Origin of the sequence: Geodermatophilus ruber (assembly GCF_900114385.1) — a bacterium.
GTDB classification, from domain to species: Bacteria; Actinomycetota; Actinomycetes; order Mycobacteriales; family Geodermatophilaceae; genus Geodermatophilus; species Geodermatophilus ruber.
The window spans coordinates 23,212-36,605 of sequence record NZ_FOSW01000023.1 but is presented as its reverse complement, the minus strand read 5'-3'; the positions used below and the strand labels follow the sequence as shown (position 1 = coordinate 36,605).

The 13,394-nt window shown below is 72.3% G+C and carries 10 protein-coding genes and 1 pseudogene; 3 read left to right on the top strand and 8 right to left on the bottom strand.

Translation table 11 applies throughout. The features are described from left to right. Together BMZ50_RS24450 and rfbA are read left to right on the top strand one after the other, a co-directional pair. Positions 1 to 447 (top strand): HNH endonuclease (locus BMZ50_RS24450; RefSeq protein ID WP_177212958.1); only part of this gene is annotated, 447 nt, incomplete at its 5' end. 101 nt (positions 448 to 548) lie between these two features. Next, the gene (rfbA, locus tag BMZ50_RS23220) at positions 549 to 1,418 is read left to right on the top strand and encodes a glucose-1-phosphate thymidylyltransferase RfbA (RefSeq protein WP_091330008.1); all 870 of its coding nucleotides are present in this window, start codon (positions 549 to 551) and stop codon (positions 1,416 to 1,418) included. An 18-nt stretch (positions 1,419 to 1,436) separates the two neighbouring features. Here rfbA and BMZ50_RS23215 read toward each other — a convergent pair whose 3' ends face one another. The 5 genes from BMZ50_RS23215 to BMZ50_RS23195 all read right to left on the bottom strand — a co-directional run bounded on the left by BMZ50_RS23215 (position 1,437) and on the right by BMZ50_RS23195 (position 7,610). After that, entirely contained in the window at positions 1,437 to 2,864 is a 1,428-nt protein-coding gene (locus BMZ50_RS23215; RefSeq protein ID WP_091330003.1) for a hypothetical protein, read from the bottom strand. Between the two features lie 206 nt (positions 2,865 to 3,070). Next, complete coding sequence (locus tag BMZ50_RS23210; RefSeq protein WP_091330001.1) at positions 3,071 to 3,766, bottom strand: Rv1352/Rv1906c domain-containing protein; 696 nt, start codon at positions 3,764 to 3,766, stop codon at positions 3,071 to 3,073. Positions 3,767 to 4,104: 338 nt separating this feature from the next. After that, entirely contained in the window at positions 4,105 to 5,619 is a 1,515-nt protein-coding gene (locus tag BMZ50_RS23205) for a hypothetical protein (RefSeq protein ID WP_091329999.1), read from the bottom strand. Between the two features lie 235 nt (positions 5,620 to 5,854). Further along, entirely contained in the window at positions 5,855 to 6,796 is a 942-nt protein-coding gene (locus tag BMZ50_RS23200; RefSeq protein WP_091329997.1) for a DNA-3-methyladenine glycosylase family protein, read from the bottom strand. Between the two features lie 43 nt (positions 6,797 to 6,839). Then, positions 6,840 to 7,610, bottom strand: a complete 771-nt coding sequence (locus BMZ50_RS23195; RefSeq protein WP_091329995.1) for an SDR family NAD(P)-dependent oxidoreductase — start codon at positions 7,608 to 7,610, stop codon at positions 6,840 to 6,842. A 90-nt stretch (positions 7,611 to 7,700) separates the two neighbouring features. On the opposite strand from BMZ50_RS23195, the gene BMZ50_RS23190 reads away from it, so the two are divergent. Continuing rightward, the gene (locus BMZ50_RS23190; RefSeq protein ID WP_091329993.1) at positions 7,701 to 8,117 is read left to right on the top strand and encodes a polymer-forming cytoskeletal protein; all 417 of its coding nucleotides are present in this window, start codon (positions 7,701 to 7,703) and stop codon (positions 8,115 to 8,117) included. Positions 8,118 to 8,188: 71 nt separating this feature from the next. Here BMZ50_RS23190 and BMZ50_RS23185 read toward each other — a convergent pair whose 3' ends face one another. The 3 genes and pseudogenes from BMZ50_RS23185 to BMZ50_RS23175 form a co-directional block, all read right to left on the bottom strand. Beyond that, positions 8,189 to 9,136: a hypothetical protein gene (locus tag BMZ50_RS23185; RefSeq protein ID WP_091329991.1), complete on the bottom strand. Its 948-nt coding sequence runs from the start codon at positions 9,134 to 9,136 to the stop codon at positions 8,189 to 8,191. An 83-nt stretch (positions 9,137 to 9,219) separates the two neighbouring features. Further along, positions 9,220 to 10,494: pseudogene (locus BMZ50_RS23180) on the bottom strand (SGNH/GDSL hydrolase family protein); the annotation flags it as partial. A gap of 548 nt (positions 10,495 to 11,042) precedes the next feature. Further along, on the bottom strand, positions 11,043 to 13,127 hold the full coding sequence (locus BMZ50_RS23175) for a hypothetical protein (RefSeq protein ID WP_091329987.1): 2,085 nt from the start codon (positions 13,125 to 13,127) through the stop codon (positions 11,043 to 11,045). Positions 13,128 to 13,394: the final 267 nt, after the last annotated feature.

Sequence of the window (13,394 nt, the reverse complement as noted above, 5' to 3'; positions counted from 1 at the left end):
ATCGCGCTCACCCACCCGCTCACCGGCGCCCTGCTCGCCCTCACCGACGCCGCCACCCTGCGCACCGGCGGCCGGGCCGGCCCGCCACCGGAAACCCCCGGGTACCGGCCGGGCGCAGCGCTGGCCGCCTTCGTCCGCGCCCGCGACCGCCGCTGCCGCTTCCCCGGCTGCCGCGCCCGCCCGAGCAGATGCGACCTGGACCACCAGCTCCCGCACGCCCGCGGCGGCCCGACAGCGCACGCCAACCTGTGCTGCCTGTGCGAGCACCACCACCGGCTCTCCCACCAGGCACCCGGCTGGTCGATGCGACCGATGCCCGACGGCGCCATCGCCTGGACCCTGCCCGGCGGCACCCAGGTGATCACCCACCCACCCGCCTACGGCACCGACGACGACCTACCGTCGTCGCAACCGCCACCCGAGCCGGACGATCCGCCCCCGTTCTAGGACGAAGCGGCGGGGGCGCTGCCGAAAGCGCTCACCCGTGGGGAGGTCGGTTCTCGTCCAGCGCCTGCCCGGAGGTCCGGCAGTGGGTACCGTTCATGATCATGCGCGGGATCATCCTGGCCGGGGGCACCGGCAGCCGCCTCTTCCCCATCACGCAGGCCGTGAGCAAGCAGCTCATGCCGGTCTACGACAAGCCGATGATCTACTACCCGCTCTCGACGCTGATGATGGCCGGCGTCCGCGAGGTGCTGGTGATCACCACCCCGGGTGACCAGGAGGCGTTCCGTCACCTGCTCGGCGATGGCGGCCGGCTCGGCATGAGCATCGAGTACGCCGTCCAGCCGCGCCCGGAGGGCCTCGCCCAGGCCTTCCTGATCGGCGCCGAGTTCATCGGGAATTCGTCGGTGGCGTTGATCCTCGGCGACAACATCTTCTACGGCGCTGGCCTGGGCACCGCACTGTCCCGACTGCCGGAGCCCGACGGCGGGCACGTGTTCGCCTACCACGTGTCCAACCCGCAGGACTACGGCGTCGTGGAGTTCGACGAGTCCGGCCGGGTGCTCTCCATCGAGGAGAAGCCGGAGAAGCCCAAGAGCTCCTACGCCGTGCCGGGGCTGTACTTCTACGACAACGAGGTGGTGCAGATCGCCCGCGGCATCACGCCCAGCGCCCGGGGCGAGCTGGAGATCACCGCGGTCAACGACCACTACCTGCGCCAGGGCCGGCTCACCGTGACGGCGCTGGACCGCGGCACCGCCTGGCTGGACACCGGGACCTTCCAGTCGCTGCGGCAGGCCACCGAGTTCGTCTCGGTCGTCGAGGACCGCCAGGGCCTCAAGATCGGCTGCATCGAGGAGGTCGCCTGGCGCAACGGCTGGCTGGACGACGACGGCCTCCGGCGCGCCGCCGAGCCGCTGGGCAAGAGCGGCTACGGCGACTACCTGCTCAACCTGCTCGTCGAGGGGCGCTGAGTCCGGCCGGCCGCCGGGTCACTCCGTGCCGCTGGAGGCCCGCCGCTGCCGCGCGCCCACGGTCAGCCCGACACACACGGCCAGGGTGAACGTCCCAGCCAGGCCGGCAGCCAGAACTCCGACGCCGTCGGCGTCGAACAGGTCGCTGGGGACGGCGGACGAGGCGGTCTGCAGGTCGTCGGCGACGACCAGGTCCTCCCCCGTACGGGTGCCTGATGCCTCCTCGCGGGCCGCCGGCGCCGGGAGCGGGGAGGGTGCGGGGACGGCGCTGGGTGCGGCACTCGCGGTCTGCTCCGGCACCTCGGCGGGCACGGGGCTCGGCGCAGGCGCGGTCTGCTGGATCGGCGCCGCGGATGCGGCCCGCTCCGCGGGAGCCGGCTGCTCGCTGGCCGTGGGCGCCTCGGCGGGCGGCACGGTCGCCTCGGACTCGGCAGCCTCCACAGGCTCCGGGGTCTCGGCGTGCTCGGGGGTCTCGACGAACTCGAGGGACGCGACGGTCTCCGCGGGCGCCAGGCTCGGGGCCGGCGCCGGGGCTTCGACCGGGGCCGGTGCCGGCGCCGGGGCTTCGGCCGGGACGGGCTCCTCGGTCGGAGTGGACTCCTCGACCGGGGCGGGCTCCTCGGCCGGAGTGGACTCCTCGGCCGGAGTGGACTCCTCGACCGGGGCGGGCTCCTCGACCGGGCCCGGCGTCTCGACCGGGACGGCGGCCTCATCCGGAACCGGCGCCTCTGCGGGCGTCTCGTGGACCTCCGCGGCCTCGCCGGGAATCGCCGTGGGAGCGGGAGCCGGGTAGGTCAGCACGATCGACAGCGGCGCGGCCTCCTGCTCGGGCGCGACCGGCGCAGACCCGTCCTCGGGGGCGACCGGTGCCTCGCCAACCGCGGGCGTGGCTGGCGCGGAGTCCTGCTCGGGCGTTCCCGCGGGAACGTCGGCGGCGGGAGCGGCCGCCTCCTCGTCGCGATCGGCCGCCTCCTCGTCGGGATCGGCCATCTCCTCGTCGGGATCGGCCATCTCCTCGACGGGCTCGTCGACGGGGTCCGCCACTCGGAGGAGGGCGGCCGCACCGTTCCCCGGGGCCACGTACCACCACGGCCCCGGAACGCGCTCGCCGTCCGCCGGGTCGGCGGTCGCCGTCGGGGCGGGCAGCTCGTCGGCGTCGCCGAGGTCGATGAGCAGGGTGCTGCCCGGCGTCACGAGGAGCGTGGTCGGGCCGGCGGCCGGCTGCTCACCGCCCGGCAGGACGACGTCCAGGCTCGTCACGCCGTCGGGTACCAGGAAGCGCAACTCCTCGCCGGTGTCGGCGTAGGTGCAGGCGATGGTCGCCCCGTCGGCGGAGGGAATGCACGGCTCGGTCGCGCCGGCGACGGAGGCGTGCAGCAGCCCGGTGGTCATCAGCCCGGCCGCCCCGGCCAGGGCCAGGGTGGAGCGGAGCGCGGCGCGTGACAAGTGGTACTCCCGGGGTCCGAGCGCACCGCTCTCCGTCCGGTCCGGCCGTCGAGCGGCCGCTGCCGGCCATCGATGCCGAAACGTTAGGAACTCGCCTCAACACTCCGCGTGAGGACACGCTGCCGAAGCGTGAACGCGATGAGGCTGTGACCCCTGGAGCACGAGCAGCCCCAGGAGTCACAGCCCCACCACGCGAACGACCAGGGTCAGCCGACGCGCGTCCAGGTGCCGCACTCGAAGCTGCTGAAGCCGGCGTCCGTGGGCGCGATCGTGACCATCGTCGAGCCGATCTCGTTGGCGATCACCCCGTCGATCCACTCGCGGGAGAAGTTCGACAGCCGCTCCCAGTAGCAGGAGTCGGCGACGCCGTCGGCCCGGTACGTACTGGGTGCGATGTGCGTACCGACCTGGAACGTCCCCTCGCCGAACACCGTCTGGGGACTCGGCGGGTAGGTGGCGCCGAGCGGCTGCCACGTCCCGCACCCCCTGCTGTCGAAGCCGGCATCCCCCGCCTCGAGGGTGACGATCTCGGGGCTGCCGATGCCGTTGGCGATGATGTCGTCGAGCGTGCCGCCAAAGCCGGACAGCCGCTCCCAGTAGCAGAACCCGCCGACCGCCGAGGAGCGGTACGCGCCGGGAGCGATCCCGGCGCCCATGCGGTGCAGGCCGTCGCCGAAGCCCGAGGCCGGCGGAGGCGCGGGTGCGTGGCGCACCATCACGTCGTCGCGCCCGTTCCTGGCGCAGTCGCCGACGTAGACCTGGTCCCCCGGGTCCCCGAACCAGAACTGCTCACTCGCGACACCGGAGGTGTTGCCGGCCCCGGCAAAGAAGAAGTGGTCGCCCGCGCCGCCGGGACGGGCCTGCGCGGCGCCCGTGGGCATGGCTGCGACGGTGAGGGACACCGTGAGGACGGTGGTCAGCGCACCCGGGCGACGTCCTCGCCCCGCGGTTGCGCTGACTGTGAGTCGTTCTGCCGGCATCGCCGCCCTCCCGTCATCGGACCGGGGAGCAGTTCTAGGTGCCGTGACGGTCATCGCCGCGAGGCGGGTGGCGCTTGAGGAAGTGCAGACGGATGGGCAGCACTCCACCCCCGCGGGTGATGCGACTGGACCCCCGGCCGGACAATTGGTCCGACCCGGAAAGTCGGGTCAGCTCCTTGCTCTCGCCACGCGCCGAGATGACGTCTGCGGCTCTGACCTCGTGGACGCGGCCTCTCTTTCGAGGCCACCGATAGGCCGGGTCAGCCGGCGGAGGTCTGCGATTCCTCGTCCAGCCAGTCGGACCACCTCTGGGAGCGCCCCCGCCCGAGCACTGCGGTCTGGTCCGCCCCGGCAAGGGGCGCCGGGTCCCGTGGTCGGGCGACGGGATCGCTCCGTTCGGCAGCGAGCATCTCGCGCAGCGTGTCCAGGATGCGCGGCACGCTGGACTCTTGGCCGAAGAGGCGCTCGACATTCCGGGCCTGCTGCAGGCGCAACGGATCCGGCTGTCCCGCCAGGAAGGGGTTCGCCACGGTGCGCGCCTCGGCGACGGTGCGGACGGGGTGTGTTCCCCTGCGGACCATCTCCCCGATTGGGGTGAACGGCCGGTGGTCCGGGCGCTCCACGTAGACGATCGGGCGCTCGATCAGTTGGTACTCCACCAGCATGCTGAGCCCGTCGGTGATCAGCATGTCCGACGCCACCAGCAGCGGTGCATAGTCGCCGTCGGTGAAGACGGCGGTGTTCGGCAACGCCTCCCACGCCGCTCGCCAGTCCACCAACCGGTCCGGGGAGACCGGCGACTCCGGTGAGTGGACGATCGTGAGCAGCGCGGGGTGGGGCATGAAGACGAACTCGGTGTCCTGGTCCTCGGTGGCCCAGGCCAGCATGTCCTCGGCCATGGCCGGGAAGGCGCCGAAGTTCGACCACGTCGTCCCGATGCTGTGGTGCGCCGACCACACGATCCGGCGGCGCCGCTGCCCGGAGGGCCGGCCGTCGATCGGCCAGGACGGCGCGGCCGCGCGGAGCCGGTCGGCCTTCGGGTGGCCGGTGACCCGGAACCGGTCACCGGCCCGCACGCCGTCCGTCCGCGCCATGTCGAACATGAGGTCGTTGGCGCAGAACACCGCCCAGGCAGCCTGGTGCAGCGGATTGTCGACGGCGGTGTTGACGCCGCCCGGCCCCGGCACGTTCTCCACCAGGTTCATCGTCTCGTAGGGGATCAGGCACAGCCGGGTGAACGTCAGCCGGTGCGTCGCGAGGTCGTCGGGGACGTCGACGTCCCACTGGGACTGGCGGAAGACCAGGTCCGGGTCGATCGCCTTGATCAGCCGCAGCGCCTCACCTGCACCGTGCGCCGGCAGCCGCAGGTGCGGCACCCCGCGCGCGTCGAGCCCCCGGTGGATCTCCTCCTCGTAGGAGAAGCCGTCCGCTCCGGGGAAGCGGCGCGGGATCGAGACCACGATCGGCTCGAAGTCCGCCGCGTTCCGCATCGCCCGGACGAGGTCGTGGTAGCTGTCCCACGCCTCGATGTGGTGCACCAGGAAGAGCGCGCGCGTCGGTCGCCGCGTCGGCCCTGACCGGCGTGCCGCGAGGTGGACGCTGTCGCGCAGCTCCTCGAAGCGGCCGGCGGCTGCCTGCTCGGAGCGGTGCTGGCCATCGGCGACGACCTGCTGGAGCTCCTGCAGCCGGGCCTGCAGGTCGACGAGCCGCTCCTCCATGGCGCCGAACCGCTCCAGGACGTGACGCAGCTTGGCGACGGGGCGATGCAGGATCATGCGTGGAGTTCCCCCAGAACAGCCCAGGACCGAGGGCGTGGTGGTCTCAGCCGCTGATAGCGGGCCGCGAAGTCTCCCCCATGTTAGGCGCACGTGATGGAGCGGTCACCGGGCGTGATGCAGCTGAGCCGCACGTGACCGCGACCTTGCACAGTGGCACGCCGAAGCAGCCGTAGCCGGGTTCGTCCTGGGACGGCGTAAGCCGCGAGGCCACCCCATACGCGCCTTTCCGCGGTCAGATGCGGCGGTAGTTCGTCGGGGCGTTGCGCGGGCCGCGGCGGGGCGGGGCGCTGCCGCCGGCCACGAGCATCCGGACCACCCGGTGGCGGTGCCCGCGCCAGGGCTCGAGGAGCTCGAGCATCCCGTCGTCGTCGGTCTTCCGGCCGGCCAGCGACCAGCCGACGATGTTCTTGAGGTGGTAGTCGCCGACGCTGACGGTGTCCGGGTCGCCGAGGGCGCGCTGCACGACCTCGGCCGCCGTCCAGACGCCGATTCCCGGCACGGACGTCAGCCGGCGCTGCAGGGCCGGCGAGTCGTAGGTGTCGGCGACCTCCAGCCGGGAGGCCACCGAGGCGACCGCCCGCAGCGCCCGGCGGCGGGCGCCGTCCAGGCCGCAGCGGTGCCACTGCCAGTCGGTCACGTCCAGGACCCGCTGCGCCGACGGGATGACCCGCATGCCGTCGGGCACCGGGCCGGGCGCGGGCTCACCGGCCAGCCGGAGCAGCTCCCGCCACACCCGGTGCGCCTCGACGACGGTGACCTTCTGCTCCAGGACGGCGGGGACGAGCGCGTCCCAGATGCGTCCGGTCCGGCCCAGCCGAAGCCAGGGCATCGTGCGGTGCAGCCGGACGACCAGCGGATGGGTGCCGGGGTCGAAGGTCTCCGGACGGTCGTCGGCGCCGAGCCACGCCGGCACCTGCCGCCCGGCCCAGACCGCCCCCGGGCCCCACGCCGCGATGCGGATCTCCCTCGCCACCGGCGTGATCCGGACGGTGGCCGGGCCCTCCGGCGTGGTGGTCGTGCGCCAGGCGGCACCGGCTGCGTCGTAGCGAAGCGTCGGATCTCCGGCGCTGCGCTGGTGCGGGAACAGCGCGCGCCGGAGGTCCAGCGGCCAGTCCGGTCGCCAGCTCCCCTCGTAGGCGGGGGACGTCGCCGCGGGAAGGACGGCGGTGCTCAACGGTGCTCCTGGGGACGTGCGGGTGGTGCCGGTGCTGATCAGATCACCGCGGGGCCATGCGGAGGGCGCCGTCCATCCGGATCACCTCGCCGTTGAGGTAGCCGTGCTCGACGATGTCGAGCGCCAGCTCGGCGAAGTCCTCCGGGCGGGCCAGCCGCTTGGGGAACGGGATGCCCGCCTCCAGCGCCTTGCGGGCCTCCTCGGGCAGGCCGGCCAGCAGCGGGGTGTCGACCAGGCCGGGGGCGATGGTGCAGACCCGGACGCCGACGTTGGCGAGGTCGCGCGCGGCCGGCAGGGTCATGCCGACGATGCCGCCCTTGGAGGCGCTGTAGGCGATCTGCCCGATCTGGCCGTCGTAGGCGGCGATGGAGGCGGTGTTGACGATTACGCCGCGCTCGCCGTCCTCCCCCGGCTCGGTCGCCGCCATGGCCGCTGCGGCCTGGCGGAGCACGTTGAAGGTGCCGACCAGGTTGACCATGACCGTCTTGGTGAAGCCCTCGAAGCTGTGCGGGGAGCCGTTCTTGGCGACGACGCGCTCGGCCCAGCCGATGCCGGCGCAGTTGACCGCGATGCGCAGTGGCCGGTCCTTGCCCGTCGCGTCGGCGATCGCCTCCTGCACCGAGGCCTCGTCGGTGACGTCGGTGCGCACGAAGGTCGTGTGCCCGCCGAGCTCGTCGGCGAGGGCCTTACCGCGCTCGTCCTGCAGGTCGAGGATCGTCACGGCGGCCCCGCGGGCGGCCAGGGCGCGGGTGGTGGCCTCGCCGAGGCCGGAGGCGCCCCCGGTGACGACGGCGGCGACGTCGAAGCTCTTCATGCGTCCGGACACTAGCCGTTACCGGTCCGTGACCGGGTCGGCGTGGCCACGTACCCTCCGGGGCGTCGGAACCGAGGAAAGAGGCACCGCATGTTCGAGACGCTGACCGGGGACATCCAGGGCCCCCTCGAGGTCCGCGGGATGGTCAAGGTCGACGGCACGGTCCGCGGCGGCGCGATCGTCTCCAACGGGCGGCTCGAGCTGCGCGGCAAGGTCCAGGGCCCGCTCGAGGTGCGGCTGGACGGCCAGGCCGACGTCGCCGCGATCGTGGAGGGCGACGTGCACGCCCGGGGCGGCACGCTCGTGTTCCGCGGGATCATCACCGGCCGCCTGGGCGTGAAGCCCGGCGCCGACGTGCAGGTGGCGGTCGGCACCGTGCTCAACGGCCGGCGGCTGGAGGCCGACGGCTCCTTCACCCAGCTGCAGCCGCCGATCGAGCTGAGCATCCGCGGGGACGCGCCGATGATGCGCCCGCAGGAGGACGGCTCCTGGGCCCCCGCGGCCTGAGCGACAGCTGAACGACGGAGCCCCCGGGGCCGACCGCGTGGTCGCCCCGGGGGCTCTGCTGTCCGCGCGGATCAGTCCGGACGGCGCACACCGAGGCCGTCGCCGTCGACGTAGGCCACGGCGCTCTCCCAGTCGGTGACCTGCCCGTTCTCGTCCACCGGCGTGGGCAGCGAGGAGACGAACACCGCGTCGTCGGGGTCGCCGTAGCCGAACACCCGCACGGTGGCGGGGTCGCTCCCGCGAGCTCGGGCGTCCGCGAGCTCATCGGAGAGGTGGTAGATGTAGCCGCGGCGGACGGCGAGCTGGTCGGCGCCGTTGCCGCTCTCGACGGTCTCGGTGCCGTCGGCGGCCGGGTGCCGGGTGACCCAGTCGCCGACGAGGATCTCGTCCCAGTCGTCGCCGAAGCGGAACGTGTAGTCGGCGACGCCGGTGCGCAGGTCGTTCTTCACGAAGAACTGGTTGCCCCGCTGGATCAGCAGGGTGTCGCCCTTCCCCTGGCCGCCAGCGGTCTCGGGGGCGGTGCGGACGCCGTCCCAGTTGCCGACGAGGACGACGTCCTCGGGGTCGCCGTAGGCGAAGACGGTGTCGGCGACGCCGGAGCGCTCGACGTCGTTCTTCACGAAGTAGACGTTTCCGCGGCGGACGGCGAGGCTGTCGACGCCGTCGCCGTTCCAGTCGCCGACGTAGATCTCGTCGTCCGGGTCGCCGTAGGCGAAGACCCGCGCCGTGACGGACGGGTCGTCGGGGTCGGGCACGAAGAAGACGTTGCCGCGCCGGACCATCGGCAGGTCGATGCCCTCGCCGTACCAGTCGCCGAAGTAGACCTCGTCGTCCGGATCCCCGAAGACGAGCACCTCCTGCGCCTCGCCGCTGTCGTTCAGCGCCCCGCTGAGGTAGTAGACGTTGCCCCACCCGTAGACCGGGTCGCCCTGCGCGGCGGCCGGCGACGCCGCGCTGGCGACCAGGGCGGCGGACAGCCCGGCCGTGAGCAGGCCGGCAGGAAACACACGCTTGTTCATCGGACCCCCCGTGTCACGTGCCGCGGTTCCGGCACCGAGCGGACCGTAACAGCGCGGGAGCAGGTGCGCCTGGGCGCGCGCGGTCAGGCCGGGTCGCAGGCCAGCGCGGTGTCCCCAGGGTCGCCGAAGAAGAAGGACGTGACGGAGGTGATCGGCGGCGCCGCCCCGCCGGTGAGCGGCGTCGGGGTGTCGGCCAGGAACCACTGGGCCGTGCTCGGGCGGAAGACGCCGACTCGGTCCGAGCCGTCCCAGTTCGCCCAGCCCCAGGCGCCGACGAGGCCCTGGTCGCCGGGGCTCCCGAACGGCACCGCCGTCGCGGGCCCGCTCCCGGGGTCGGCCAGGTAGAAGGTGGACGTGCCGGGCCGGTAGACCCCCAGCGTGCTGCCGGCGCCGGCGGCCGAGTACTGCAGGCCGCGGTCGCCGGGGTCGCCGAACGGCAGGGATCCGACGTCGGGCTGGCCGCCGACGTGCGGGACCCGCTCGAAGAAGGTGCCCTGCGACGGGCGGCGGATGAGCACCGTGCGGCCGGCCGGGGTGGCGTAGGGCGTGTTCTGGACCAGCTGGTCGCCCGGGTTGCCGAACGGGATGGCCTCGACCTGGCCGCCGCCGTCGGCGAGGTGCGAGGCGGCGTACACGGTTCCGCTGGACGGCCGGTAGACCGCCGGCACGCACTGCCCGGCCGCGTTCTGCAGCAGCGTGGGGATGTCGCCGGCATCACCGAAGGCCACCTGGGTGACCGGACCGAGCCGACCGCCCTCGGTGCCGACCAGGTAGAAGTAGCGGGCCCCGAACGCGCCGACGCGGGAGATGCCGATGACGGCGGCCGCGCGGGAGTTCAGCCAGCCGGCCCGCGAGCCAGTCGTCTGCGGCGCCGCCTGCCGGATGGCCGCGGCGATCGCATATCCGAGTTGGGAGTGGCCGGTGGGCGTCGGGTGCACGCCGTCCCGGCCGACCTCGTAGCGCATCCCGAAGCCGTCGACGTACCGGTCCCCCGCCGCCTCGACTGCCTGCTGGATCGCCGCGGCGTCGGCGCGCATGGCCGGGTAGCGGGAGGTGAAGGTGCCCGGCCCGGGATCGAAGGCGCCGACGACCGTGACAGACGCCTGCGGGGCCTGCGCGTGGATGAGCGCGAGGGTCCGGCTCACGGCCGGACCGACCTCCGCGGGCCCGTAGGCGATGTCGTTGAAACCGCCCTGCACGATCACCTGGTTGACCGTGGCCGGGAGCGGTTGCGCGGCGAGCGCTGACTCGTAAGGACCGCCGGTACCGGGGTTGACGTAGCCCGCGCCCGGATAGGCCCGGACGGCCGCCAGCGACCAGCCCAGTTCCAGGGCGGTGTAGTGCTCCCAGGTGTGCTCGGCGTCCGCGCCAACCCGGCCGCGTACGAGTCGCCCAGGACGGCGACCGAGATTCCCGTCGGCTGGGGTGCGATGCCGCCCCGGAAGTGACCGCCCGCGAGGGCGATGAGCGCGAAGAAGGCGGCGATGGTCTTGGTGCCGATGAACACTGCTTCATTCCCCCGCGTGCGGTCCACCGATGCCGGATGTACTGCACTGGCTGTTACCCGGAGCCGAGTGCAACGAGCATTTCCGGCCGGAGCCGTTTCGCTTCGATCAGCTGTGACGCTACGAGATGCGGTGACGAACGGCGGGGAGCGGTCGATCGCGGCGCGGTGAACTCCATCACCGAACCCGAAAACGACCGAACCCCCGCCCGGACCGGGGGGGTCCGAGCGGGGGTTCTTTTGTGGCGGCCAGGCGCAAGGAAGAACACGGCGACCCTCCGCCCGCCGCGAGGATCAGCGAACCCCCGCCCGCGCCCGAGAGCGCGGACGGGGGTTCGACCTATTGCGGTGGTGCGGTGCCGCTCTCAGCCCGAGGGCACAGCGCGACGCTGGGGCTTGCGGTCAGCGGCCGAAGTTGCGGCGGACACCCAGGCCGTCACCGAGGATCTCGACGTCGCCAGCGGAGAGCTTGACCCGCGTGCCATCAGCGTTGAGGAAGATGGTGCCCTTCTTCTGGCTGACGACCCGCTCGCCACCCGCGTAGGGGGCCACACTGCGGTCGTCACCGGCGGCGAACAGGACCCGCTCCGTGCCGATGTAGATGGGGGGCTCGGACTTGGTGTCGGCGTCGAGGTCGCTGACCTTCTTGTCCGTGGCCGTCGGCACGTAGGAGGCGGCCGGCGCCACATCGAAGATGTACGCGTTGCGCAGCTCGTCGTCCGAGACAGGCGCGGCCACGCTCCAGCCGTTGGCCACCGCCGGCAGCGTGATCGTGCCGGAGACCGGCCCGGTGTTGGGCACCGACACCGTCACGGTAGTCGGGCTCTGCACCGAGGTGATCTTGGCAGCGGCGGCGATGCCGGTGCCGTCGATGTCGCGGTCGATGTCAGCGGCGGTGAAATTGCCGTCGCTCACCGTGACGGTGCTGGCGGTGCTGGAGACGGTTCCGGTGAAGGTCCGAAGCGCCGCGGCCGGGGTGTACACGGAGGCGTTGATGGCCATCGCCTCGCCCCGGCGCTCGGTCACCGGGGTGCCGGGCGCGAAGCCGCCGACCTTGACGACCGGCGCGGTGAGCTTGACCCAGTCGTTCGCGTCGGCGTCCCAGATCGGGTTGCCGTTCGCGTCCAGCTTGTAGTCGCCGATCTCGCTCGTCTCGACGTCGGTGTTGGCCACGTACTCGCCAGCGAGCTCATACACGGCCGGCGTGCCCGCCACGTGCTCCACCGGGGCGCCGCGACGCTGCAGGACGACGTCCCCGACCGCGATCGCGATGGTCTCGGAGCTGTCGGTGCCCAGAACCGCGGGCGAGTCGACGTCATCGCCGGCGACGTACTTGAGGGAACCGTCCGCGTTGAGGTCGTAGTCGCCGGCCTCGCTGCGCGGCACGCTGGGGCCGGGGAGCTCCACCTCGTGCGGCTCATCGGCATCGCCGACAGCGACGTAGACCATGGGCTTGCCATCGGCCGTCAGGACGGGCTCAGTGCCGAGGTAGTACTTCGGCGCACCCTTGAACTGCGCCTTGGCCTCGCCACCGGCGTAGGTCTTCGGGTCGCCGAAGGAGTCCAGCTCCGGGGCGAGGATCACGCCGGTGGTGGGGTGCAGGCGAAGGACGGGCTCGCCCTTCTTGTGGGTCGCGAAGACGTCGTCGAGCGCGACCTTGGCGTCGCCGACCTTGCCGACCGTGCTGGGCAGCGAGGCGACGAAGACGGTGTCGGTCGGCTCGCCGTAGTAGAAGTCGCGCAGCGCCGTGATGGCCTTGCCCTTGCCGAGCTCGTTCGACAGGAAGTAGTGGTTGCCGTCGCGACGGACCGCGATCTGGTCCGCACCGTTGCCGTCGGTGTAGGTGGCCGGGTTGGCCCAATCGCCGACGATGACGTTGTCGCCCGGGTTGCCGTAGAAGAAGGAGTAGTCGGCCACGCCGGTCTTGGTGTCGTTCTTCACGTGGAAGGACGTGTCGGGGCGGGTCACCATCAGGGTGTCGGTGCCGTTGCCGTCCCAGTCCCCGACCAGGAGGTTGTCGCCGGCGTCGCCGTAGAAGAACTCGGCGTCGGCCTTGCCGGTGGTCTTGACGTCGTTCTTCACGTAGAACTTGTTGCTGCCCTGCTCGGTGCGGACGACGGCCATGCTGTCGCCGTTCTTGCCGTCCCAGTCGCCGATGACGACACGGTCACCGGGGTTGCCGTAGGCGAAGACGTCGATGGTCTTGCCGTCCTTGTTGGCCACGTGGAAGACACCGTTGCGGTTGACCATCGGCGTGTCGACGCCGTCGTTGTCCCAGTCGCCGAAGTAGATCTCGTCGCCCGGGTCACCGAAGACCAGGGTCTCCTGGGCCTTGCCGCCGATGCTGCCGGCACCACCCAGGTAGTAGACGTTGCCGGAACCGCCAACCGGGTTGCCCTGGGCGGCGGCCGGGGAGATGGCGCCAGCGACCAGGCCGGCCGACAGCCCCGCGGTCAGAATGCCGACCGAAAGTGCTCGCTTGCTCATAAATCCTCCTGCGATCGCGCCCCGTGTTGGGCGACGCACAGAAAGTTAGCAGCACGGACCGCCAGGGCAAGGACCCTGAACGGCAACTTTCGGCGCGTCGTCGACAAGTCGTCGTGGGCTTTTACGTGGCAACACGCCGCTGATCGCAGCCGAATGAGCGTCACTCACTAGTGCTGGTGTCGACTCGTAGTCATCAGCTGACATGCGGAACGCGAAAATCCCGCTCGTTCGGGTTAACGGCGTAAGGCCTCCCTCTTACGGAGGGCA

Bases quoted from the DNA above. Each gene is read 5' to 3' on its own strand.
- rfbA (WP_091330008.1), top strand. From the start codon at position 549: ATGCGCGGGATCATCCTGGCCGGGGGCACCGGCAGCCGCCTCTTCCCC.
- BMZ50_RS23205 (WP_091329999.1), bottom strand. From the start codon at position 5,619: ATGATCCTGCATCGCCCCGTCGCCAAGCTGCGTCACGTCCTGGAGCGG.
- BMZ50_RS23195 (WP_091329995.1), bottom strand. From the start codon at position 7,610: ATGAAGAGCTTCGACGTCGCCGCCGTCGTCACCGGGGGCGCCTCCGGC.
- BMZ50_RS23190 (WP_091329993.1), top strand. From the start codon at position 7,701: ATGTTCGAGACGCTGACCGGGGACATCCAGGGCCCCCTCGAGGTCCGC.
- BMZ50_RS23185 (WP_091329991.1), bottom strand. From the start codon at position 9,136: ATGAACAAGCGTGTGTTTCCTGCCGGCCTGCTCACGGCCGGGCTGTCC.
- BMZ50_RS23175 (WP_091329987.1), bottom strand. From the start codon at position 13,127: ATGAGCAAGCGAGCACTTTCGGTCGGCATTCTGACCGCGGGGCTGTCG.